General features: G+C 61.7%; 22 protein-coding genes. 5 read left to right on the top strand and 17 right to left on the bottom strand.

Features of this window, described 5'->3' with window-relative positions:
- Window positions 1–40: 40 nt before the first annotated feature.
- The 9 genes from JJB74_RS06490 to JJB74_RS06450 all read right to left on the bottom strand — a co-directional run bounded on the left by JJB74_RS06490 (window position 41) and on the right by JJB74_RS06450 (window position 6,982).
- The gene (locus tag JJB74_RS06490; protein WP_200591011.1) at window positions 41–526 is read right to left on the bottom strand and encodes a hypothetical protein; all 486 of its coding nucleotides are present in this window, start codon (window positions 524–526) and stop codon (window positions 41–43) included.
- 50 nt (window positions 527–576) lie between these two features.
- Entirely contained in the window at window positions 577–1,824 is a 1,248-nt protein-coding gene (fabF, locus tag JJB74_RS06485) for a beta-ketoacyl-ACP synthase II (protein WP_200591010.1), read from the bottom strand.
- Window positions 1,825–1,854: 30 nt separating this feature from the next.
- Entirely contained in the window at window positions 1,855–2,094 is a 240-nt protein-coding gene (gene acpP, locus JJB74_RS06480; protein WP_200591009.1) for an acyl carrier protein, read from the bottom strand.
- 148 nt (window positions 2,095–2,242) lie between these two features.
- Window positions 2,243–3,004 carry a 3-oxoacyl-ACP reductase FabG gene (fabG, locus tag JJB74_RS06475; protein ID WP_325170098.1) on the bottom strand — a complete coding sequence of 254 codons (762 nt, stop codon included), beginning with the start codon at window positions 3,002–3,004 and terminating at the stop codon, window positions 2,243–2,245.
- The gene (gene fabD / locus JJB74_RS06470; RefSeq protein WP_200591008.1) at window positions 3,001–3,933 is read right to left on the bottom strand and encodes an ACP S-malonyltransferase; all 933 of its coding nucleotides are present in this window, start codon (window positions 3,931–3,933) and stop codon (window positions 3,001–3,003) included. The genes fabG and fabD overlap by 4 nt, the downstream gene beginning before the upstream one ends.
- Window positions 3,934–3,955: 22 nt before the next feature.
- The gene (locus JJB74_RS06465; protein ID WP_200591007.1) at window positions 3,956–4,942 is read right to left on the bottom strand and encodes a beta-ketoacyl-ACP synthase III; all 987 of its coding nucleotides are present in this window, start codon (window positions 4,940–4,942) and stop codon (window positions 3,956–3,958) included.
- Window positions 4,939–6,027, bottom strand: a complete 1,089-nt coding sequence (gene plsX, locus JJB74_RS06460) for a phosphate acyltransferase PlsX (RefSeq protein WP_200591006.1) — start codon at window positions 6,025–6,027, stop codon at window positions 4,939–4,941. Before plsX ends, JJB74_RS06465 begins: the two co-directional genes overlap by 4 nt.
- Before the next feature lie 144 nt (window positions 6,028–6,171).
- Window positions 6,172–6,354, bottom strand: coding sequence for a 50S ribosomal protein L32 (gene rpmF, locus JJB74_RS06455; protein ID WP_200591005.1), 183 nt, complete (start codon window positions 6,352–6,354; stop codon window positions 6,172–6,174).
- A 133-nt stretch (window positions 6,355–6,487) separates the two neighbouring features.
- Window positions 6,488–6,982, bottom strand: a complete 495-nt coding sequence (locus JJB74_RS06450) for a YceD family protein (protein ID WP_200591004.1) — start codon at window positions 6,980–6,982, stop codon at window positions 6,488–6,490.
- Window positions 6,983–7,087: 105 nt separating this feature from the next.
- Here JJB74_RS06450 and JJB74_RS06445 point away from each other — a divergent pair, with 105 nt between their 5' ends.
- Together JJB74_RS06445 and JJB74_RS06440 are read left to right on the top strand one after the other, a co-directional pair.
- Window positions 7,088–7,699 (top strand): Maf-like protein, encoded by a 612-nt coding sequence (locus JJB74_RS06445; protein ID WP_234484010.1) that lies wholly within the window; start codon window positions 7,088–7,090, stop codon window positions 7,697–7,699.
- Window positions 7,700–7,703: 4 nt separating this feature from the next.
- On the top strand, window positions 7,704–8,453 hold the full coding sequence (locus JJB74_RS06440; RefSeq protein ID WP_200591003.1) for an SAM-dependent methyltransferase: 750 nt from the start codon (window positions 7,704–7,706) through the stop codon (window positions 8,451–8,453).
- 25 nt (window positions 8,454–8,478) lie between these two features.
- On the opposite strand, the gene JJB74_RS06435 is transcribed toward JJB74_RS06440, so the two are convergent.
- The 4 genes from JJB74_RS06435 to JJB74_RS06420 form a co-directional block, all read right to left on the bottom strand.
- On the bottom strand, window positions 8,479–9,465 hold the full coding sequence (locus JJB74_RS06435; RefSeq protein WP_200591002.1) for a S49 family peptidase: 987 nt from the start codon (window positions 9,463–9,465) through the stop codon (window positions 8,479–8,481).
- Window positions 9,466–9,508: 43 nt separating this feature from the next.
- On the bottom strand, window positions 9,509–9,880 hold the full coding sequence (locus JJB74_RS06430; RefSeq protein ID WP_200591001.1) for a Rieske (2Fe-2S) protein: 372 nt from the start codon (window positions 9,878–9,880) through the stop codon (window positions 9,509–9,511).
- Entirely contained in the window at window positions 9,880–10,539 is a 660-nt protein-coding gene (locus JJB74_RS06425) for an HAD-IIIA family hydrolase (protein ID WP_200591000.1), read from the bottom strand. The genes JJB74_RS06430 and JJB74_RS06425 overlap by 1 nt, the downstream gene beginning before the upstream one ends.
- A gap of 67 nt (window positions 10,540–10,606) precedes the next feature.
- Window positions 10,607–11,617, bottom strand: a complete 1,011-nt coding sequence (locus tag JJB74_RS06420) for an RluA family pseudouridine synthase (RefSeq protein WP_200591375.1) — start codon at window positions 11,615–11,617, stop codon at window positions 10,607–10,609.
- Between the two features lie 574 nt (window positions 11,618–12,191).
- Here JJB74_RS06420 and JJB74_RS06415 point away from each other — a divergent pair.
- From JJB74_RS06415 to moeA, 3 genes are all read left to right on the top strand, one after another.
- Window positions 12,192–15,314: an Rne/Rng family ribonuclease gene (locus tag JJB74_RS06415; RefSeq protein WP_200590999.1), complete on the top strand. Its 3,123-nt coding sequence runs from the start codon at window positions 12,192–12,194 to the stop codon at window positions 15,312–15,314.
- A 201-nt stretch (window positions 15,315–15,515) separates the two neighbouring features.
- Complete coding sequence (moaA, locus tag JJB74_RS06410; RefSeq protein ID WP_200590998.1) at window positions 15,516–16,634, top strand: GTP 3',8-cyclase MoaA; 1,119 nt, start codon at window positions 15,516–15,518, stop codon at window positions 16,632–16,634.
- 7 nt (window positions 16,635–16,641) lie between these two features.
- Window positions 16,642–17,931 carry a molybdopterin molybdotransferase MoeA gene (gene moeA, locus JJB74_RS06405; protein WP_200590997.1) on the top strand — a complete coding sequence of 430 codons (1,290 nt, stop codon included), beginning with the start codon at window positions 16,642–16,644 and terminating at the stop codon, window positions 17,929–17,931.
- Window positions 17,932–18,115: 184 nt separating this feature from the next.
- Here the strand turns inward: moeA and JJB74_RS06400 are convergent, their stop codons facing one another.
- The 4 genes from JJB74_RS06400 to JJB74_RS06385 form a co-directional block, all read right to left on the bottom strand.
- Window positions 18,116–19,804 (bottom strand): tannase/feruloyl esterase family alpha/beta hydrolase, encoded by a 1,689-nt coding sequence (locus tag JJB74_RS06400; protein ID WP_234484009.1) that lies wholly within the window; start codon window positions 19,802–19,804, stop codon window positions 18,116–18,118.
- Window positions 19,805–20,042: 238 nt separating this feature from the next.
- Window positions 20,043–22,082, bottom strand: coding sequence for an acyl CoA:acetate/3-ketoacid CoA transferase (locus JJB74_RS06395; protein WP_200590996.1), 2,040 nt, complete (start codon window positions 22,080–22,082; stop codon window positions 20,043–20,045).
- Window positions 22,083–22,157: 75 nt separating this feature from the next.
- Window positions 22,158–23,483: a DNA recombination protein RmuC gene (locus tag JJB74_RS06390; RefSeq protein WP_407672292.1), complete on the bottom strand. Its 1,326-nt coding sequence runs from the start codon at window positions 23,481–23,483 to the stop codon at window positions 22,158–22,160.
- A gap of 115 nt (window positions 23,484–23,598) precedes the next feature.
- Window positions 23,599–23,994: a group II truncated hemoglobin gene (locus JJB74_RS06385; protein ID WP_407672279.1), complete on the bottom strand. Its 396-nt coding sequence runs from the start codon at window positions 23,992–23,994 to the stop codon at window positions 23,599–23,601.
- Window positions 23,995–24,111: the final 117 nt, after the last annotated feature.

The raw sequence follows: 24,111 nt of genomic DNA, 5'->3' as shown, positions 1-24,111 counted from the left end.
TTGCAACGCGGCACTATTGTTTGCCGGATACAACACGCGCTTAAGCGCGCGCGGCAATCCAGCGGCACGCTACCGATAACTCGTGAAAGCCTTGTCCGTGCACACTGTCGGGCAATACCGGAATCGCGACGACTGCTCCATCCTCCAGCTTCAGGCGGAGGACCAAGATATGCGGCCACAATGTCGAATCACTCAGCAGTTGAACCAGATCGGCACCCTTTGCGTCTAAGGGCCGATGACTTGCGCGGGCAAAAGCGGACACCCCGCTATATTGCGTCAACCGCATCTGACCGATGCCGGAAATATCAATATGGAACGTTTTTGTTGAGCGAAAGACCTGCAAAGTGCCAATGCAGGCAAGTAAAGCGCAGATGAGGCCAATGACGAGGCACGGCAAGTGGACACTGTCGGAAAATTCGTCGATCAGGACCAATGCGGCTGCGACACCAGCAGCACATGACATCCCGGCAAACGCAAGCCGCAATGAAGGGGAAGAATGAACCACGACAGACGCTGCAATCGTCATATCTGGAAAGGTTCATGCCGCTTGCAAAAGCAAGCGGCGCGGAAGGGAAGTTAGATTTTGCCGAACACGAGGGTGCCGTTGGTACCACCGAAGCCGAAAGAATTTTTTACTGCAATTCGAATCGGCATCTCACGCGCGGTGTTAGCACAGTAGTCAAGATCGCAGGCAGGATCCTGATTAAAGATGTTGATCGTCGGCGGGGAGATCTGGCGGTGCAATGCCAGAACGGTAAAGACCGCTTCAAGTCCACCAGCGCCGCCGAGAAGGTGGCCAGTCATCGACTTCGTCGAATTGACCACCGCTTTCTTGGCATGATCGCCAAGAGCCCGCTTGATCGCTATCGTTTCCGCAACGTCGCCCAAGGGCGTGGAAGTACCGTGCGCATTCACATAGTCGACTTCATCAGCGTTGATGCCGGCATTCTTCATGGCGGCAACCATGCAGCGGCGTGCGCCATCGCCATCTTCCAGCGGCGCAGTCATGTGATAAGCGTCTGCGCTCATGCCAAAGCCAAGAACCTCGGCATAAATCTTCGCGCCGCGCGCTTTCGCGTGCTCATATTCTTCCAGCATCATCACGCCTGAGCCCTCGCCGAGCACGAAGCCGTCTCGGTCCTTGTCCCAGGGGCGCGATGCGGTAGCGGGATCGTCGTTTCGCGCCGAAAGCGCGCGCGCCGACGCGAATCCGCCTATGCCCATAGGCGACACCGTCGATTCCGCGCCACCGGCAATCATTGCGTCGACGTCGCCGTATTCAATCATGCGGGCAGCAGCGCCGATGCAATGCAAACCGGTAGTGCAAGCCGTCACAATAGCCAAGTTCGGGCCCTTCAATCCGTATTTGATCGACAGATGTCCGGAGATCATGTTGATGATCGACGCCGGAACGAAGAACGGGCTGATACGGCGCGGACCGCGCTTCAGCATCTCTTCAACGGTTTGCTCGATCATCGGCAGACCGCCAATGCCGGAGCCGACCATCACGCCGATGCGCTCGGCGTTTTCTTCAGTCACTTCAAGTCCGCTGTCCTGCATTGCCTGCATGCCGGCCGCCATGCCATAGTGGATGAACGTGTCCATATGGCGAGCTTCCTTGCCGGGAATGTAGTCCTCGACCTGGAAGCCTTTGACCTCGCCCGCGAATCGCGTGCTGAGGTTTGAGGCGTCAAACTTGGTAATGGTTGCGATGCCGGACGTGCCTTTGACCAGGGCATCCCACGCGTCGGCGATCGTGTTGCCGACAGGCGAAATGCATCCCAGTCCAGTAATGACGACGCGACGCTGTTGAGAGCGGCTCAAGCGGATCTCCTGGGGATCTTCAGTGCGGAATTAGGCCTTGACGTGTGCCTTGGCGTAATCGATGGCTTGCTGGACGGTGGTGATTTTTTCAGCTTGCTCGTCAGGGATTTCCATTTCGAATTCATCTTCGAGCGCCATGACGAGCTCAACGGTATCGAGAGAGTCTGCGCCCAGATCGTCGACGAACGAGGATTCGTTCTTGATGTCGGCTTCGGCTACGCCGAGCTGCTCGGCAACGATCTTCTTGACGCGGGTTTCGATATCGGACATGTTGTGCCTCCAAAGGGTGGGGTTACAGAAAGTGCGCGCATTTTAGCAGGTTTGTGCGCAAACAAATTGGCTTTCAGCCGGGATTTCATAGGGGCGCCACAGAGTGAAAAATGCGGGCGCGCGCCCTCATCTTCACAAGCGCCGACCCTCAGTTCATGTACATGCCGCCGTTGACATGCAGGGTGCTGCCGGTGATGTATCCGGCTTGCGGCGATGCGAGGAAAGCGACGGCAGCGGCGATGTCTTCGGGTTGGCCGAGCCGCGCCAGCGGAATTTGCTGCAGCAGCGCGGACACCTGATCCTGATCGAGCGACCGGGTCATATCGGTGTCGATGAAGCCGGGAGCAACGCAATTCACGGTAATGTTCCGGCTGCCGATTTCGCGTGCGAGCGCACGGGTCATACCGGCCACGCCGGCCTTGGCCGCCGCATAGTTCATCTGCCCTGGATTGCCGGCGGCGCCGACCACGGAAGTGATATTGATGATGCGTCCATGACGGGCCTTCATCATGCCGCGCAGCACTGCGCGCGACAGGCGTGCCACCGACGTCAGATTGGTGGCGATGACCGCATCCCACTCTTCGTCCTTCATGCGCATGGCCAGTTGGTCCTGGGTGATGCCGGCATTGTTGACAAGAATGGAGAGTGTGCCGAATTCCTTCTGCACGTCGTTGACGGCATCAAGGCAGCGCTGCGCATCGTTGACGTCGAGCACCATGCCGCGCCCGGCACCGGGCCGAACTTCCGCGAGGTAAGCAGAAATCGCGTCGGCTCCAGCCTGGGAAGTCGCCGTGCCAACGACCGTTGCGCCCTGTCGCGCCAGTTCGAGCGCGATGGCGCGGCCGATGCCGCGGGATGCGCCGGTCACCAGTGCGACCTGGCCTTCGAGATGGGTAATGCTTGCAGTCACTTCACGAGCTCCAGAATTTTTTCAAGAGAAGCGGCATCGACGATCGCTTCGCCGACAAGCGCGCCATCTATGCGCTTGGTCAATCCGGCAAGCACCTTGCCCGGGCCGCATTCGACCAGGTGGGTCACGCCCTGTTCAGCCATGAGCTTCACCGTCTCGACCCAACGCACCGGGCGTGCAGCCTGGCGCACCAGAGCGTCCTTGATTGCGGCTGGATCATTGACAATGGCGACATCGACGTTGTTGATCAGCGGGATCGAAGGCGCCGAGAATTCAAGGCCTTCCATGTATTGCTTCAGACGCAGCGAAGCCGGCTGCAGCAGCGAAGAGTGAAACGGCGCCGACACAGGAAGCACCAGCGCGCGCTTGGCGCCGCGTGCTTTCGCAGCTTCGCATGCGCGCTCCACTGCAGCCTTGTTGCCAGCGATGACGACCTGAGCCGGCGCATTGAAATTGACCGGCTCGACGACTTCACCTTGCGCCGATTCTTCACATGCGGCGCGCACATCCTCATCGGACAAACCGAGAATGGCAGCCATGCCGCCCTGACCGACCGGCACGGCCTCCTGCATGGCCTGGGCGCGGAAGCGTACCAGCGGCACGGCGTCGGCAAAACGGATCACGCCTGCGGCGACCAGCGCAGAATATTCACCCAAGCTATGTCCGGCGACGAGAGCCGGTGCCGGACCGCCAGCGGCAAGCCAGGCGCGCCACATCGCGACAGCTGCGGTCAACATCACCGGCTGGGTATTTGTGGTCAGATCCAGCTCTTCCTTCGGCCCTTCGGCAATCAGCTTGGCGAGATCGAATCCGATGGCGTCGGATGCTTCGGCCAGCGTTTGCTGCACAACCTGGTTCCCGGCAAAGCCGTTGAGCATGCCCACGGCTTGCGAACCCTGGCCCGGGAATACGAATGCGAATTTCGTCATGATTCTTGGTGTTATCGAGTGATTACATGCGCACTAGGGCAGCGCCCCAGGTGAAGCCGCCGCCGACGCCTTCCATCAGCACATGATGGCCCGGCTTGACGCGACCGTCGCGTACGGCCTGGTCCAAGGCAAGCGGGATCGATGCAGCCGATGTATTACCGTGCTGATCGACCGTGACGACCATCTTTTCCCGTGGCAGACCAAGCTTCTTGGCCGTGCCCTGCATGATGCGTATGTTGGCCTGGTGCGGAATCAGCCAATCCAGCTGCGCTGACTGCATGCCCGCGGCATCCAGGGTTTCATGCGCAACTTTTTCCAGGACCGATACCGCAAGCTTGAACACTGCCTGACCGTCCATGTGCAGGAAACCGCTGCCGGCTACCACGCCCGCATTCACGTTGCCCGGCACACAAAGAATGTCGGCATGGCTGCCGTCGGCATGCAGCTTCGTGGCGAGCATGCCCGGCTCTTCCGAAGCGGCCATCACGACAGCGCCGGCGCCGTCGCCGAACAATACGCAGGTGGTGCGATCCTGGAAGTCGAGAATGCGCGAAAACACTTCAGTGCCGATGATCAGCGCCCTGCGATGCATACCCGTCTTGATGAAGCTGTCGGCGATCGCCATGGCATAGATGAAGCCGCTGCACACCGCCTGCACATCGAAGGCAGCGCAGCCGTTCGCAATGCCGAGCTTGTTTTGTACGACGCACGCCGTGCTGGGAAAACCGCCGAAGTGATCAGGCGTGGAAGTCGCCACGATGATCAGGTCGATCTGCGAGACATCCATGCCTGCCATCTGCAAGGCATTGCGCGCTGCTTCCACGCCGAGATCGCTGGATTGCACGCCCGGATCGGCATAATGCCGCGCCGAGATGCCGCTACGCGAGACGATCCATTCGTCGGAAGTTTCGATGCCTTTTTCAGCGAGCTGCCGGGCCAGCTCTTCGTTGGTAATCCGCCGCGGCGGCAGGCAGCTGCCTGTCCCGATGATTTTGCTGTAAAGAGTCATGCGGTTTTATGTTCAGAAGGAATTCCCTGGGCCGGGACGGCGACATGGGGCGTTGACTCGGATGCGGGCATCAGTTCCGCGATCGATCTGGAGATACGGGATAACACATCATGATGAGCGGCATCGTAGGCGCGTCGTATTGCCCATTCGAAGCCGAAAGCATTTTCGCCGCCATGGCTCTTGAAGACCAGCCCGCGCAAGCCAAGCAGGCTGGCGCCATTGTAACGGGACGGATTCATTCGGCGCGAAAAAGCGCGGATCGCGCCTCTTGCAATCAATGCGCCAAGCATGTTGACCGGATTACGCTTGAATTCAGCGGTCAGCGCATTCTTGACGAAACGGCCGACGCCTTCGGATGCCTTCAGCACGACATTGCCGACGAAGCCATCGCATACCACGATGTCGGTAGTGCCTTCGAAGATATCGTTACCTTCGACGTTGCCATAGAAATTGAGCACACCGCGCTGATGATCCGCGCGCAGCAGCTCGGCGGTACGCTTGACCAGGTCGTTGCCCTTGATGTCTTCCTCGCCGATATTGAGCAGACCAACGGTGGGCCGCGGCTTGCCTTCAACCGCCGAGACCAGCGCCGAACCCATCAGGGCGAACTGATGCAGATGCTGCGGCTCGCAGTCGACATTCGCGCCAAGATCCAGCATGTAGGTCGGACCGTCCTTCTGATTCGGCAGGATGGTACAGATTGCGGGACGGTCCACACCCGGCAGCGTTTTGAGGAGATACCGGGACACCGCCATCAGCGCCCCGGTATTGCCGGCAGATACGCAAGCCTGCGCCCGTCCTTCCTTGACCATATTGATGGCCACGCGCATCGAAGAATCCTTCTTACGGCGCAGGGCGACTTCAATTGGATCATCCATCGTGACGACCTCGGTCGCGTTGACAATGGAAATCCCTGAAAGCGATTCCGCCTTCAGCTTGTGCAATTCAGCCTGGATGATTTCGGAACGACCAACCAGAATCAATTCCGCGTTGGATACGCTCTTCAGAAAGGAAACTGCTGCGGGGACAGTGACGGAGGGACCATGGTCTCCACCCATGCAGTCTATGGAAATGGTAATTGTCATTGTTGTCTTCAGCACCCGGCCCGGGCCGCATCAGAGACCGGAATCGGCATGAGTCAAAATGACGGAGGAAACTGCTTGCGCATTGAAAAAGCGGCGCCAAGTCACCAAACTCGTTACGCCGCGCATGGTCCGGTGCAAGATGATTTATTCGTCGTTCTTGGTCTTCAGAACCTTGCGGCCACGGTAGAAGCCGTTCGGGCTGATGTGGTGACGACGATGGGTTTCGCCGGTGGTCGCTTCCACAGCCAGCGGAGGGGTAACCAGAAAGTCGTGAGCACGATGCATGCCGCGCTTGGACGGGGATTTCTTGTTTTGTTGAACAGCCATGATAACTCCTGAACCAAAGATTTAAAATTTTAACACATCCGGTCCGCCAGCTCGGGCAAAAGCATTGAAGCCGAAAGAGCCTTCAATCAGAGACCGCGTATTTGAAGCAGCATGCACCGGCTCGCACCGGACCTTACGTCAAATTCTTGAGAACCGCGAACGGCGATTCGGGCTTGTCTTCCTTGAGCTTGTCGAGCACCGACTGATCCGGACAGACTTGGTGACGCGGAGACACCGGCAAAGCCAGTAACGCCTCGTCCTCGATCAAGGCCAGGATGTCCATCGTCTTGGATCCGACGATCACATCCACCTCTTCATCTTCCAGCTTCGCTTCCAGCGCATCGGCCGCAGCTTCTTCCCTGGCCAGCACCAGCACCGAGTTTGAATCGATGTCGAACTGAAAGGGATTCAGGCAACGCTGGCACCGCAATTGCACCGCACCGGAAACCCGCAACACCATCTGCGGATGCCCTTCCTTGTCAGCGCCACCGGCAAGCGAATACGACAGCAAGCCATTTGCATCCGTCAATTCGGCCGCAAGGCGAGGCAAGTCGGCCAATGGAAGCTCACCGGAGCGCTCTTCCCGCTGACGGCAAAATTCAAAAGCGTCAATGATGAAAGCGTTCATAGGATTCGACAGGCCCGGAAAACCTGCGATAATAACAGGCTTTTTCTTTATTCGTCAAAGCGTTAGCAAAGATTTTGACGCCTTACCGAATCTCGCCGAAATACGATGCCACACTCCCCGTCCATGCCGCGCCTTATCCTCGGATCGAGCTCCCGTTATCGCAACGAACTGTTATCGCGCCTGCGATTGCCGTTTTCCAGCGTATCGCCCGACATCGACGAGACGCCGATGCCTGGCGAGAGCCCCGAAGCGACCGCACTGCGACTGGCCCAAGCAAAGGCGCAAGCCATCGCCGCCAATGCGCCGGACGCCCTGATCATCGGTTGCGACCAGGTAGCCACACTCGATGGAAGGCAGATCGGCAAGCCTGGGAACCATGAAAATGCGCTGGCACAGCTTCGCCTGATGCGTGGCCGGGAAGTCATCTTCCACACTGCGCTTTGCCTGCTGGATACCAGAACGGATGCCGTCCTGCCATTGCAACTCGACAATGTGCAGGCCTTCGTTCGCTTTCGCGATCTTCCGGACGAGGAGCTCGATGCGTACCTGCGCATCGAGCAGCCGTATGACTGCGCAGGCAGCGCAAAAAACGAAGGTTTGGGCATTGCGCTGATCGAGCGCATCGACAGCAGCGACCCAACCGCACTGACCGGCATGCCTCTTATTGCACTGACCAGCATGCTGCGCCACGCCGGTGTGCAATTTTTCCAGGAGTGACCCCGTGCCAGGCACGCTTTATCTGATTCCCAATCTCCTCGGCGCGCCAGCCGCCGCCGACGAGGGCCTGCTGGCGGCCAGCATCCCCGAGACAGTCATTGCAGAGACTGCAAAGCTGTCGCATTTCATCGCGGAAAACGCGAAAACCACGCGCGCTTATCTTAAGCTGGTCTCGCGCCGAGTTGCGCTTGCCCGTCCCTTGCAAGAAATCCAGATTGCCGAGCTGAATGTCAATACCGAAGCTGGCGCATTGCCAAGCTTGCTGGAGCCGCTACTACAAGGCACCGACACGGGCCTGATTTCTGAAGCGGGTGTACCTGCGGTCGCAGATCCTGGCGCGAACTTGGTTCGCTTGGCGCACGTGCACGGTATTCGGGTCAAGCCGCTGATTGGTCCCTCGTCATTGCTACTTGCCATCATGGCCGGTGGACTGAATGGACAAAGCTTCGCTTTCCACGGCTATCTGCCGATCGACGCCGCACAGCGCCAGCGTCGCATTCGCGAACTGGAGGAGCGTTCACGCAAGGAAAGCCAGACACAGTTGTTTATTGAGACGCCTTACCGCAATGCGGCCCTGCTCGAAGCGCTGACAGCCTCATGCCAACCCGGCACTCTCATCTCGGTGGCAACCGACCTCAGCTTGCCAGACGAAAGCATACAGACGCGCACCGTCAGCGCATGGAAGAGCGAACTGCAAGCGGGGCGCATGCCCGCGTTCCACAAGAAGCCCACCGTGTTCTCGATGCTGGCGTAGTAAGGCTGCCGCGCGGGTCCGGGGCTCAGCGCAGCATGGGCTTGACGTTTCCGAGGACCGAGCTTGTCGCACCGCCGCCAATCGCCGCGCCAAACTTTTTCAGCACGCGTTCCGGCAAAGCTTCCCGCTTCGTGTAATCCACCACATCCTCGGTTTTGAATTCGGTGCGCGCTACGCTGTTGACCGTGCCGAAGCCATCGGCCAGACCCAGTTCCACGGCCTTGCTACCGGTCCAGAACAGCCCGGAGAACAGCTCCGGCGTTTCCTTCAGACGCTTGCCACGCCCCTTGCGCACCGCCTCGATGAATTGTTGATGAATCTCATTGAGCATCGATTGCGCATATTCGACCTGCTTCGGCGACATCGGACTGAACGGATCCATGAACCCCTTGTTCTCGCCCGCAGTGAGCAATCGCCGCTCGACACCGACCTTGTTCATCAGACCGGAAAACCCGAAACCATCCATCAGCACGCCTATCGATCCGACAATGCTTGCCTTGTTGACATAGATACGATCCGCCGCGGCGGCAATGTAATAACCGCCCGATGCGCACATTTCATCGACAACCGCGTAGATGGGTTTCTGTGGATACAGCTGCCGCAGTCGCATGATCTCGTCGTTGATCATGCCGGCTTGAACGGGACTTCCACCCGGACTGTTGATGCGCAGCACCACGCCGACCGCGCCGGCGTCGGAAAACGCCTGGTTCAATGCCGGAATCACGGTTTCTGCAGAGCCGGAACCGCCGCCGGCCTCGATCGAGCCGTCGATTTCCACCATGGCGGTATGCGTACCGACCGATTCCATCTCCGTGTCAGTCAGGTCAAAGGCCAGCGCAAGGCCGAAGAGAATCACGGCAAGGAACGCAAAACGAAAGAAGATGCTCCAGCGCCGTCGGCTCTTCTGTTCGGCGAGCGTGGCGAAGGCCAGCTTCTCCAGGACTTCGCGCTCCCAGGCAGCGTCGCGCGCAGGCGGTGTGTACGTGTTTTCCTTGTTGTTCTCGCTGCTCATTGTCTTGGCTCTTCTTCCTGGCTCTTTCCCGTATGCCGCGGCGCTAGGCGCGGGCTGGTTTTACATAGTCATCCGGCACCCAGAACACCTTGCCGTCATGTTCAATCGCTGAGATAGCACGCAAGCGTCCGCCCCGGCATGGGCCGCCAGCACAGCGCCCGGTTTCCGGATCGTAAATCGCACCGTGTGTGGAACACATCAGATACAAACCGCTCGAATCGAAAAACTGCCCTTCATTCCAATCGAGTTCAATCGGCACATGGGCGCAGCGGTTCAGATAGGCATGCACGCGCCCATCGTAGCGCACGGCAAATCCGGTGCCATCTTCGCCGCCCGCCGTGACCGGAAAGCGCACGCCGCTGCCGCCTTCCGCGAGCGCCAATGCTTCACAGAGGTAAATTTCTTCGGTTGTCATCAGGCGTTTTCAATGAGCCAGGAATGCAATTGCGGCACCGACTCGGCGCTGAACACAGGATTGCAGGCAAGCAGCTCGTCCGGCGTATGCGCGCCGTAATGCACACCGATGCCACTGGCGCCGGCATTCGCAGCCATCTGCAGATCGTGACTGGTGTCGCCAATCATGACGGTACGACTCATTTCCTGTCCCAGCTCACGCGTGATTTCCAGCAGCATCGCCGGATGCGGCTTCGAAAACGTTTCATCGGCGCAGCGCGTGGCATCAAAGACCGAAAGCAGCCCGGCATTATCCAGCGCCCGATTCAGCCCGACACGACTTTTTCCGGTCGCCACCGCAAGGAAGTAGCCTTGCTGAGACAGATCAGCCAGCATTTCCCGCACGCCATCAAACAGCACCAGCTCATGGTCACGGCTCAGGTAGTGAAAACGGTAACGCTCCACCATGCGCGGATAGTACTTGGCTTCCAGACCCGGCAGCACGGTTTGCATTGCTTCCTGCAAACCAAGCCCGATGACGAACGATGCCGCGCGCGTATCAGGCACTGGCAAACCGAGGTCACGCGCGGCGGCCTGTATGCTGCGAACGATGGCGGCGGTGCTATCCATTAACGTGCCGTCCCAGTCGAAAACGATCAAGTCAAATTGTTTTTTCGGCATGGCTTCGGACGATGCCGCCCGCTCCTATTTTCAAATTCGATTATTTCGGCCGAGCCTGACAGGTCGCTCAGGTTTCGATCCTTTCCAAGCCCTTCAGGAATGCAACGCAGTCTTCCGGCAGCGCGGCGCTCAATGTCACCGGCCGACCGCTTTCCGGATGGCTGAAGGTGAGCTTGTGCGCGTGCAGGAACATGCGACGGAATGCCGGCCGCTCGCCCTCGGCGCGCTGCAATTCCCGGTTCAGGCTGAAGTCGCCGTACTTGTCGTCGCCGACGATCGGGAATCCGCTGGAAGCGAGGTGCACCCGGATCTGATGGGTGCGTCCAGTCTTCAACTCCGCTTCCAGCAACACAAAGGGCCCGTATTTTCGCAACAAATTGAACACAGTGTGCGAAGGCAACCCGTCGGATTGCACCCTTACCCGCCGCTCGCCATCCGGCGTGCTGTACTTGAACAGTGGCAAGCGCACATGCTGACGCTGATTGCTCCAGTCGCCCTTCACCAGCGTCAGGTAACGCTTGTCGAGCTGCCCCTCGCGTATCTGTTCATGCAATGAGGTGAGCGCGGATCGTTTTTTCGCCAGAAGCAATATGCCCGACGTATCCCGATCCAGCCGATGCACCAGTTCCAGAAACTTCGCTTCAGGGCGGGATGCGCGCAACTGTTCAATAACGCCATAGCTGACGCCCGAACCGCCATGCACCGCCACGCCAGCCGGCTTGTCGATGACCAGCAGATGACTGTCTTCCAGCAGGATTCGAAATTCCGCTCCGGGGGCAACCGACGTGGCAGGTTTTTCGCTCATGCGCACCGGTGGCAGGCGCAGCAAATCGCCCTGTTTCAGTCGATACGTCTGGTCCACCCGCCCCTTGTTGACGCGAACCTCGCCCGAGCGCAGCACCCTGTACACATGACTTTTGGGAACGCCCTTGAAAACCCGGAGCAGATAGTTGTCGATGCGTTGACCGGATTCTTCTTCGGAAATCGTGATCAACTGGACTTGCGCGGAAACAGGAGATTGCTGACCTGCGGCCGGGATTCTTGCACTTTTCCCGGAAAAGCTCGCTAAGTCCTTCATTTTGAATATATAATCGCCCGACGGTGGCGAGCGGCCGCCGTAGGTGTAAGAATAAAAAGCACATTCTACACAAGGGGCGTCTCCATCGGCCCCGCCAAATTTGCAAATACGATGGAAAAGATGTGTATGCAGCATTTCTGCGCGACCCAGAGTCGCACCCGTTGTTGTGATCGGGCAGCGCGCGAAAATGTTGGATCGATTGTCGCTAAGGATTATTTCAGGCAGCCCGCAACAGCGCGGGCTGCCTGGTTGATGTGGTCTGAAACTGTTTGTTCGCCGAAGCTGCCGGACCGGCATGCCGAACTCGGCAAAACGCGCGCATGCTGCCGCGCCTTGCATAGTCCCGCGCCTCGACCGCGCGGCGCCGACACGCAAGCGGCCGGCATGCGCCGCCAAACGAAGGCCCATCCGCGCCCGGCACGGCGTCGCCCTATTCATTGGCGACCCGCCGCATGGCAATTCCCCTGCCCGACACTCCGCCCTCGCATACATCCCTAAATAGCAGCCGCCGTTCGCGTCCGAAAGCGCCGACGGCACTGAAGATGGCCTTCCAAGGCCACGGAGTGAGAAAAATATGAAAAGGATGTTGTTCAATGCCACGCAGCAGGAAGAGTTGCGCGTGGCAATTGTCGATGGCCAGAAGCTGATCGACATCGATATCGAGACCGCCGGACGCGAGCAGCGCAAGTCCAATATCTACAAAGGCGTCATTACCCGCATCGAACCCTCCCTTGAAGCCTGTTTCGTCAATTACGGCGAAGAGCGCCACGGATTCCTCCCCTTTAAAGAAGTTGCCCGCAGTTATTTCCGTGAAGGCGTCGACGTGCGCAACGCGACGATTCGCGAAGCGCTGCGCGAAGGCCAGGAAATCATGGTCCAGGTCGAGAAGGAGGAACGCGGCAACAAGGGCGCGGCGCTGACGTCCTTCATTTCGCTGGCAGGCCGCTACCTGGTGCTGATGCCGAACAATCCGCGCGGAGGCGGTGTTTCCCGCCGCGTCGAGGGCGAAGACCGGCAGGAATTGCGCGAAACCATGGACAAGCTCGACCTGCCCTCCGGCATGTCCGTAATTGCCCGCACTGCCGGCATCGGCCGCAATGTCGATGAACTGCAGTGGGACCTGAACTACCTGATGCAACTGTGGCGCGCGATCGAAGGCGCCAGCCAGTCAGCATCGGGCGCTTTCCTGATCTACCAGGAATCCTCGCTGGTGATCCGTGCGATTCGTGATTACTTCCAGCCGGACATCGGTGAAATCCTGATCGACACCGACGACATCTACGACCAGGCCCAGCAGTTCATGAGCCACGTGATGCCGGACATGGTGCACCGGGTCAAGCGCTATCGCGACGATGTGCCGCTGTTCTCCCGGTTCCAGATCGAACACCAGATCGAAACCGCCTATTCCCGCACCGTGCCGCTGCCTTCCGGCGGCGCCATCGTGATCGATCACACCGAAGCGCTGGTGTCGGTTGACGTCAACTCTGCCCGCGCGACCCGCGGCAGCGACATCGAGACCACCGCGCTCAACACCAACCTGGAAGCCGCCGATGAAGTGGCGCGCCAGTTGCGACTGCGCGACCTGGGCGGCCTGATCGTGATCGACTTCATCGACATGGAGAATTCGAAGAATCAGCGCGAAGTCGAGACCCGGCTCAAGGATGCGCTGCACTTCGACCGTGCCCGTGTGCAGATGGGCAAGATTTCCCGCTTCGGCCTGATGGAATTGTCGCGCCAGCGCCTGCGTCCGTCGCTGTCCGAAGGCAGCCATGTGACCTGCCCGCGCTGCAACGGCACCGGCCACATCCGCGACACCGAATCCTCCGCGCTGCAGGTATTGCGCATCATCCAGGAAGAGGCGATGAAGGAAAATTCGGCCGCGATCCATGTGCAGGCGCCGGTCGATGTTGCCGCCTTCCTGCTCAATGAAAAGCGTGGCGAGATCCTGAAGATCGAAACCCGCCACCGGGTCAGCGTGATCCTGATCCCGAACAAGCATCTGGAAACCCCGCATTACAAGCTGGAGCGTCTGAAGCACGACGATCCGCGCCTGGAAGATCTGCAGGCAAGCTACGACATGGCCGAGAACGCAGAAACTGACATCAGCTACGGCAAGCGTCAGAAGGAAGAAGCCAAGCCGCGCCAGGAAGCCATGGTCAAGAGCATTACGCCGGACCAGCCGGCGCCGATCGTCGAGCGTCGCCAGCCGGAACCGGTAAGCGTCCCGACCCCAATCGCGCCTGTCGCCGCTCCAGCAGAAACCGGCTTCTTCAGCCGCCTGTTCGGCCTGTTCCGCAAGAAGCCGGTCGAACCGGTTGCCGCGCCCGCTCCGGTGGCCGCCGCGAAACCGGAGAGCGCACGGGAACGCACCGAGCGCAATGGCCGCAACAGCAGTCAGCGCAACCGCAACCGCGGCGGACGCGGCCCGCGTGAGGAACGCGAAGCCGGCAAGCCCGAACTGCGCGAGGAAGGCGCGAAACCCGCCACCGCGCCGCAACCGCGCGGTCCGCGTGCACCGCGCGAAGGTCGTGAAAGCCGTGAAAATCGTGATAGCCGCGAGCCGCGCGAGAATGGCGAAGCGCGCCAGCCGCGCGATAACGCCGAACCGCGTCAGCAACGCGAGCCGCGTGAACCGCGCGAGGCACGCGAGCCGCGTGAAAACGGCGAAACCCGCGAAAACACGCGACGCGAACGCGCACCGCGTGCACCGCGCGAAGATCGCAAGACGGCAGCCAATCCCGCGCCCATGGCCGAGGAATTGCTGAACAACGTGGCCGAGGCCGCGCCGGAAGCCGCATCGATGCCTGAAGCGGGCCCGGCCTTGGTCGAAACCATTGCTGCCCAGACCGGCGCCGAGCAGGAAGGCGTGGAAACCATGGCTGCCGAGGGCACCGAGGAAGGCGACGAGCAACGTCGTCGTCGCCGTCGCCGCGGTGGCCGCAACCGCAACCGCCGCGAGCGCGAGAATGGCGAAGCAATTGAATCGGGCGAGGAGCTCGAATCAATTGCGACGTCGGATGCGCAACCCGAAGCCGCATCGGCTGACGCCGTCAGCGCCGTCATCACCGAAGTCGTGGTAACGGAATCGGTGCAAGTGACCAGTGCCGTCATCGTCACCGAGCAGCCGGCGACGCAGATTGCCAGCGAGCCGGCGACGATGGAAGAAACGGTAGCGGAAGCCGCTCCGGCGACTGCCGCCATGGAAGCTGCAGTTGAATCCGTCGCTGAAACCGCCCCGGCGGTCGCTACGGAAAGGGCGACGGAATCCGCCGCAGTCGTCAACGTGGAAGCGACTGCACAGGCACCAGCCGAAGCTGCTGCACCGGAAACGGCAGCGGACCCGGTGGAAGCCTTTGCCGCACAGAGCGGCGCCGAGCAGGAAGGCATGGAAGCGCCGGCTGCGCAAGCCGCCGAATCGAGCCAGGTCGCGCCTGTAGCGGTCGTTCAAACCAGCGCGGCGCCAGCGCCGGCCGCACCGATCGCTGCCGCACCGCAGGCAACGATGCCGGTCGAAGAGCTGCAATCGATGCTCTCCGCCGCCGGTCTGACGCTGGCCACGACGGACCCGGAAAAACTGCGCGCCGCGCAGGAAGCCGCGGCCCGTATCCAACCGGCGCCACGCGTGCCGCGCGAACGCAAGCCGCTGCCGCCGGTGTCCAACGAGCCGCTGATCCAGATCGAAACCAACCGGTATTGATTGGAAAATCGAAGCGCCTTCCGTGATCGGGAGGCGCGGGATGACAGCAAAAGGGAGCTTCGCGCTCCCTTTCTCCTGTCTGGCGCGGCAATACGCGCATATGCGCATGCGGCCTGCACCGTGCGACGTCTGTGTTACCGCAGCGCCCGTGGTATCGTTAGCAGTTCGCGTATCGCCCGCAGTCACTACAACACTCCTCACATGAATCACCGAGTCATCCCAGTCCTGGATCACCGTCAACGCGCCACGTCACTGGCCGTCCCGGAACGCCTCGAGGCACCGAACGGCTTGCTGACCGATGCGCTCGCGCGCCCCTTGCGCGACCTGCGCATTTCGGTCACCGACCGCTGCAATTTCCGCTGCGTGTATTGCATGCCCAAGGATGTCTTCGACAAGAACTATGCGTTCCTGCCGCAGAGCGCCCTGCTCTCCTTCGAGGAAATCACCCGCGTGGCGCGCGTGTTCGTCGCGCACGGCGTGGAGAAGATCCGGCTGACCGGCGGCGAGCCGCTGCTGCGCAAGCACATCGAGCGGCTGATCGGCATGCTGCGCGAGATCAGGACCCCGGACGGCCGCGAGCTCGATCTCACGCTCACCACCAACGGCTCGCTGCTGGCGAAGAAGGCGCGCGCGCTGAAGGACGCCGGCCTGAACCGGGTCACGGTCTCGCTCGACTCGCTGAACGATGCCATCTTCAAACGCATGAACGATGTCGATTTTCCGGTCGATGATGTGTTGCACGGCATCGAGGCGGCACAGGCCGCGGGACTCGGACCGGTGAAGGTCAACATGGTGGTCAAGGGCGGCGTCAACGATGGCGAAATCCTGCCGATGGCGCGCCGCTTCAAGGACACGCCGACCATCCTGCGCTTCATCGAATATATGGATGTGGGCGACAGCAACGGCTGGAAGATGGATGAAGTGATTCCTTCAGCCGAAGTCGTGCGCCGCATCGACGCCGAACTCCCTCTCGAAGAAATCGAGCCGAACTATACCGGCGAAACCGCCGAGCGCTGGCGCTACCGCGACGGCGGCGGCGAGATTGGCGTCATTTCCAGCGTCACCCAGGCCTTCTGCAGCGACTGCAGCCGCGCTCGCCTGTCCACCGAAGGCAAGCTCTACACCTGTCTGTTCGCCACCGGCGGTCACGATCTGCGCGCGCTGCTGCGCACGGGTCGCAGCGACGCCGAAATTGCCAGCGTCGTGGCCGGCATCTGGCGTGATCGCGGCGATCGCTATTCGGAATTGCGTGCGGCCGGCGTTCCCGACCCCTCGCGTACCGCAGGCAAGAAAGTTGAAATGTCATACATAGGCGGATAAGAAAACCATGAGCCACCCCACCTTGCAGGACGTCGTCAGCTGCCTGTCCGGCTACGACCCGAATGCGCTGCCGGTCGCGCAGGCACAGCAAATCATCAAGAGCTTCGTCACACCGCTGCATGCGATCGAAAAGGTCGCCATCCGCAGCGCGCTGGACCGGGTACTTGCAGCCGACATCATCTCGGGCATCAACGTACCGGCGCATGACAATTCCGCGATGGATGGCTATGCCTTCGCCAGCAGCGACCTGCCCGCCGCAGATGCCACGCGCGAACTGCGCGTGGTCGGCGCCGCCTTTGCCGGCCGCGCTTGGGAAGGCGAACTCAAGGCGGGCGAATGCGTGCAGATCATGACCGGCGCAGTCATGCCCGCCGGTTGCGACACCGTGGTGCCGCAGGAATTCATCGAACAGACCGGCGCACAGGCCATTTCGCTGCCAGGCGGCGTGGTGCGCGCCGGCGACAATCGGCGCCTGAAAGGCGAGGATCTCGCGGCTGGACAACCGGCGCTGCAAAAGGGTCGCATCATCCGCCCGGCGGACCTGGGCCTGCTGGCTTCGCTGGGCATTGCGGAAGTGCCGGTGCAACGCCGCCTGCGCGTGGCTTTCTTTTCCACCGGCGACGAATTGCGCTCGATCGGCGAGCCGCTGGACGAAGGCTGCGTCTACGACAGCAACCGCTACACGCTGTACGGCATGCTCTCGCGCCTGGGCTGCGACTTCATCGACATGGGCGTGGTGAAGGACGATCCGGCGGCGCTGGAGGCGGCCTTTCGCAGCGCCTGCGAGAATGCCGACGCCATCATCACTTCCGGCGGCGTCTCGGTCGGCGCGGCCGACTACACCCGCGACATGATGGCCAAGCTCGGCGACGTCACTTTCTGGAAGATCGGCATGCGCCCGGGTCGGCCAATGGCCTTCGGCAAGATCCATTCGGCCGGCAGGAGCGCCTATCTGTTCGGGCTGCCCGGTAATCCGGTCGCGGTGATGGTCACTTTCTACTTCTTCGCGCGCGAAGCGCTGCTGCACATGATGGGCGCCGACAGCGAGCCACTACCGCTGCTGCAGGCGCGCTCGGAAGGCGCGATACGCAAGAAACCGGGCCGCACCGAGTACCAGCGCGGCATCCTGTACCGGGCTACGGATGGCAGCCGGCAGGTACGTATCACGGGCTCGCAGGGTTCGGGCATCCTGCGCTCGATGTCGCAGGCCAATTGCATGGTGGTGCTGGGCCACGAGCTGGGCAATGTGCAGGCTGGCGACATGGTCGATGTGCTGCCGTTTGAAGGCTTGATTTGAAGCGTGCCTAGCGGCCCGTAGGGCCTGCTCCGCCCACGCGTTGATCGAACAACCGCGTGGGCGGAGCAGGCCCTACGGGCCAGCAGGCGGCGTAACCAAATCGAAAGCAAACAGGGGACGCAAACCGTCCCCTGTTTCTTTTCAGTCTCCGGCGTTCAGCCATGCCGGAGTCTTACCTCCCCCATCACGGCGCGGTACAGGCATAGCTGTCCGCCACATTGATGCTGCCGCTGCCCTTGTAGCGCGGATAAGTCGGATACCGGCACAGCGGACGCGAGCGACCGCTGGTGGCGGTGACGGTGTCGGTGCCGACCAGCACATCCGGCGCCGTACCCTGCGTCACCCATTTGTCCAGCGCCGTCATCGCATCCCAGGCCGGCACGAAGGTGCCGTCGCCATGGCCCATGCCGGGCACGTTGTAGAAGCGGATGTAGGAATCCACCGCCGACTGTCCATCCTTCGCGACCTGGGCGTTGTAGTAGGCGATGGTCACGTTCGGGCTGATCACCTCGTCGGCCAGGCCATGCAGGATGATCAGCTTGCCGCCGCGCGATCGGTAGGCCGAGATGTCCGGATTCATCGCGCCCACCGTGGCCGACAAATCCACCAGCCGCTGCTGATACTGGCCGGGGTTGTTCAGGTCGAAGTGCAAGCTGTCGAGCGACGGATTCTTGGTCACGAAGTACTTCAGGTAGCCATCGCCTTGGGCGTACAGATAGCCGTTGGCCGCTACCGTCGGCGGCGACAGCAGCGTAGCCGAGGTGCCGAGGCCAAGTCCGCCGGAGAAATCCGCACCCTGCAGAATGTTGTAGCCCTGGTGCCGGTTCACGCCGTAGGCGAGCTGGTAAGGCAGCACCAGGTCGTCCTGGATCGCGGCCACGGTGCCCAGCTGCGCATCGGACAGGCAGGAATCGCCGGTGTCGGCGCCGCTCGGGCAGCGCAACGCGGCGGTGATGGTCGACGCTTTGGCGCGGCAGGCCGCCACATTGCTGACGATGCCATCCGTCGCGCCGTCGTCCGCGTCGCAGTTGTCGAGCACGGTCTTCAGAATCAGCTTCTGCTTGGCCGTATTGATGTAGCCGCCCGGCGTGCCGTAAGCCGCCTGGCCGATCTTCACGCCCTGCAATCGCACACCGGAGAAGTTCAGCGCCGGCGCATTCGCGATCACGCCGTCGTAATCCGAAGCAAAGCGCTCGACCACGGTCATGCCTTCCCGGCCGCCGGTGGAGGCGCCCGCGAAGTACGACTTGTCCGGCGACTTGGCATAGAACTGCTTGATCAGCGCGAAGGCTGTGTCATGCGTCTTCTTCAGGTGCTCGAAACCGAAGTTGTTGATCGCAGCTTCATTCAGCGCGAAATCCGCGGTCGCGCTGTTGCCGGTATGGCCGGAATCCGAGCCGAAGGTGGCATAGCCCTGCGCCAGCGGCACGCTGCCCGGCGCGAAGGACACGGCGGTGGTGCCGGTCACCACGGTGCCGTTGTAGCCGCCGCCACCCATCTGCACCGCCTTGCCGTTCCATGCGGTCGGCAGATTGAGCTCGAAATTGATGTCCGGGGTGCCGGCTGCGGCGCTGGCGGCCGGCGTGATCTTGCCGATGACTTTGCAGTATTCGCCGTTGCTGTTGCCGGCGTCGGTTGCCTTGACCACGGTTGCCGACGTGACGCTGGCACCGCCGGTGGCCAGACCAATGGACGCGGCCGGCACCGTCTTGCCGCTCATGTCGGCGCAGGTCACCGTCTGTGCGGCTTGCTGACTGGATGCCGGCGTGTTGTCATCGCCGCCGCCGCAACCGGCGAGCAGCATGGCAACCGCGGAAGCGCTCAGGGTGTAACGGAACGCGCGCATGGCGTTCGGGCTTGCAGGGAAATGCATGGTCTCTCTCCTCGGGGACATGGATGAATGCTGGCTGTTATTGTTTTCCCAGATTCTATGCCGCGCATTTCGAAGAGCGGTCACGCATTTCGAAGATCGAAACTAGAGGATGATTTCCATCAATCCAACGAAGACTGTGGCGCAACAACACATGCTTATGGGCAAACATGCCCGCTCGAAGAAAGAGGGATAAGTGCGTCCGCGCATGTCGCAAAACATGCAGGAAGCCAGCTTCGATTCAGGACTCATCCAGACCCCGCGCATTCAGCAGTTCCGACAAGGCTTCTTCCGAAGTGGCATACAGCGCCGGATCGGTGATCTGCGTGCGCAGCGCCTGGCCGAAGTAGCTGCGCATGAAGGTGCTGGCCGTATAGCGGGTCACGCGGCTGTAAAAGCGCTGCGTCAGATCGCGCACCATGGCGATGTAGTCGTCCATCAGCTCGGGCGCAATCGAAAAGTTGTCGTAATTGACGATGGTCGGTACCCGTTTCCCCAGCGGTTCCAGGTGCCGCGCTACCGCATCACGTATGTCCTCGACGTCCGCACGATGCCTGACCTCGTAGCCTTCGAAGTTGATGTAGAACACGCCGCGCCTGGCATCGTATTGCATGCGCTGGTCCAGCGGCAGGAACAGGATGTCCTCACGCAATCCCATCAGCGCCGGACGGAAGATGCGCGCATCCATCAACTTCAGCTGCGGACTTACCGCCGGCGCGAAACGCATCTGCGCCAGCACATCGCGCTCGAGATCGATGCCCGGCGCAATCTCGATGACCTCCAAACCGCCAGCGGTGAGCCGGAACACGCAGCGTTCGGTGATGTACAGCACAGTCTGACCGCGCGCGATGGCTTGTTCGCCGCTGAAGGTGCGGTGTTCAACTTCCTCGATGAACTTGCAATTGCCACCCTCCTTCAGGATGCGCAACTGCCCATGCTCGACCGCGATCTGTAAATCGCCGGCGGTGAAGGTGCCGACGAACACCACTTTCTTCGCGTTCTGGCTGATGTTGATGAAGCCGCCGGCGCCGGCCAGGCGCGGGCCGAACTTGCTGACGTTCAGGTTGCCGCAGCGGTCGGCCTGCGCCAGGCCGAGAAACGCGGCATCGAGCCCGCCGCCATCGTAAAAATCGAATTGCGATGGCTGGTCGATGATCGCATCCGCATTCGTCGCCGCGCCGAAGTTCAGACCGCCGGCCGGTATGCCGCCGACCACACCGGGCTCGGCGGTCAAGGTCACGAGGTCCAGTATCCTTTCCTGGGCGGCCACCGCGGCCACGCCTTCCGGCATGCCGATGCCGAGGTTCACCACGCTATTGGGCTGCAGCTCGAGCACTGCACGGCGCGCGATGATCTTGCGCTCGGACAGGGTCATCGGCGCCAGCGTTGACACGGGCACCCGCAGTTCGCCGGCAAAAGCCGCGCTGTAGGGCTCGATGAAGGTCTGCATGTGGTATTCAGGCCGCTCGGCCACGACCACGCAATCGATGAGCACGCCGGGAATCTTCACTTGCCGCGGATTGAGCGTGCCGGCTTCGGCGATGCGCTCGACCTGCACGATGACGATGCCGCCGGAATTGTGCGCCGCCATCGCAATGGCCAGCGCTTCCAGCGTCAGCGCTTCGCGCTCCATCGTCACATTGCCGTTCGCATCCGCCGTGGTGCCGCGGATGATGCCGACGTTGATCGGCAAGGCCTTGTAGAACAGGTATTCCCTGCCGCCTATCGTCATCAGCTCGACCAGGTCTTCTACGGTGCGCGCATTGATCTTGCCGCCGCCATGGCGCGGATCGACGAAGGTGCCCAGGCCGACATGCGTCAGCACGCCCGGCTTGCCGGCCGCAATGTCGCGAAACAGGTGGGAAATCACGCCCTGCGGCAGGTTGTAGGCTTCGATGCGGTTGTCCATCGCCAGCCGCTGCAGCTTCGGCACCAGGCCCCAGTGGCCGCCGATGACGCGCTTGACCAGGCCTTCATGGCCGAGGTGATTCAGTCCGCGGTCGCGGCCGTCGCCCTGGCCGGCGGCGTAGACCAGCGTCAGGTCGCGCGGCGCGCCGGCATCGCGGGCCTCGGCATCGCCCTGGCCGAGAAAGCGCCGCTCCAGCGCAATCGCAATGTTTTCCGGGAAGCCGATGCCGACGAAGCCGCCGGTGGCGATGGTGTCGCCGTCATGAATCAGGCGCACTGCCTCGGCGGCGGAAACGATCTTGCTGCGGTGGGCAGCGCGCGAGGCGGCGGCGCGCTGGTCGAGTGCGGCGGCGGGAACGCTGGGCTGGGACATGGCGCGGGTCTCCGTATCGGTTTTTTGCAGATTATGCATCCGACAAGCCCGGAACCGGTTTGCGCGCCGCTTAAATCAGCTCGGCTCGCCCGGCTCCGCGCCCAGTAGATGCCGGGCCATGTCCGCCGGCAGCGCTTCCACCGACTTCAGCTTGCGCGACATTTGCCGGCTGCGGGTTTCGGCCTGCTCGATATTGCGGGCCGCGCGTTCCAGGGTTTGCTTGGTCGCGGCCAGCACATCGCCGAACTTGCCGAACTCGGTCTTGACCGCACCCAGCACCTGCCAGACCTCGGACGACCGTTTTTCCAGGGCCAGCGTGCGAAAGCCCATTTGCAGGCTGTTCAGCAGCGCCGACAGCGTCGACGGTCCGGCGATCGTCACCCGGCAGCGACGCTGCAGCTCGTCGGCCAGGCCGGGGCGGCGCATCGCTTCGGCGTACAGGCCTTCAGTGGGCAGGAACAGGATCGCGAAATCGGTGGTCAGCGGCGGCGACAGGTACTTCTCGGCGATGGTCTTGGCCTCGTTGCGCAGCGCGCGCTCGAGCTCGCGGCAGGCGGCATCGTGACCGTCGGCGTCGGCGCGTTCGGCGCAGTCGAGCATGCGCTCGTACTGCTCCTTCGGAAATTTCGCATCGATCGGCATCCATACCGGCGGGCCGTCATCGGAAGCGCCGGGCAGCCGGATTGCGAATTCCACCCGTTCGCCGGTGCCGGGGATGGTTTCGACGTTGCGCGCGAACTGGTCGGCGGTGAGCATTTGCTCCAGCAGCATCTCGAGCTGCACCTCGCCCCAGGTGCCGCGCGTCTTCACATTGGTCAGCACCCGCTTCAGGTCGCCGACGCCGACGGCGAGCTGCTGCATTTCGCCCAGGCCCTGGTGCACCTTGTCGAGGCGATCCGACACCAGCCGGAAGGATTCGGAGAGTCGATTTTCCAGCGTCGAATGCAGCTTCTCGTCCACGGTGCGGCGCATCTCTTCCAGCCGGGTGCCATTGTCGGTCTGCAGGTCGCGGATCTTGGCTTCCAGGGTTTCGCGGATTTCGCCCATGCGCTGCGCATTCGATTCGGTGAGCGTGGCCACGGTCTGATTCAGCGTGTCGGCGAAGCGCTTGAGCGCCGACGCCTGCTCCTCGCGCCCGGCCTTGGCCTGCAGCGTGATCGCATTGCGCATCGCTTCGAGCTGCTGCGCATTCAATTCGGACAACTTCGCCAGCTGCTGCGCGAAGCCGTCGATCTGGCCGTTCTGCAGCGTAGCCACGCCGGTCAGCTGCGCGCCGATGTTGCGCTGAAATTCGGAGAGCGCGCCAGTCAGTTCCTGGCGATTGCCCTGGGCGCTGGACTGCACTTCGGCGCGCAACTGGCGCTCGGTGCGCTCGCTGGTTTTTTCCAGGATGGCGATCATCGCATCGATGCTGTTGTCCTGGTCGCGTCGGCCCTGCAGCAGTAGCAAGACCTGCAGGCCGATGATCGCCGCTGCTGCCGCGAGCAGCAGGGTGAGCTGAAAGGTCGTCATGGTGTCAGCCGTGGGTGTTGCGCATCCAGTCGGCGGTCTGGAAGAAGGAATGGAGCAATCGCTCCTGCAGGCTGCGGTCCAGGCCGATCTCGTGCATGGCCATGGCCATGCAGCGCAGCCACTGGTCGCGCTCCCGGGTAGCGATGGAAAACGGCAGATGGCGTGCGCGCAGCCGAGGATGGCCGAAGCGGGAAATGTAGTGGTCCGGGCCGCCGCTCCAGCCGCACAGGAACCAGAACAGCTTGTCGCGCGAGCCTTCGGTGGTTGGCGGATGCATCGCGCGCAGCTCGGCGAATTCGGGTTCGAGTTCCATCAGGTCGTAGAAGCGGTCGACCAATTCGCGCAGGCGGGCTTCGCCGCCGATGATGTCGAAAAGCGTGGGGGTGTGTTCGTCAGTCATGGGGCGCAATGATAGCGCAGGCGTGGGCGGGAATCGGACTTTGAGGACGTTTGGACAAGGGGAGTTTTGCATAGGGCCTGCTGCGCTTCCCGTAGGTCGGGCTGACGAAGAAAGCCC

Source organism: Noviherbaspirillum pedocola (assembly GCF_016632335.1).
Taxonomy (GTDB): domain Bacteria; phylum Pseudomonadota; class Gammaproteobacteria; order Burkholderiales; family Burkholderiaceae_D; genus Noviherbaspirillum_A; species Noviherbaspirillum_A pedocola.
This window is presented reverse-complemented; position numbering and strand designations above follow the sequence as displayed.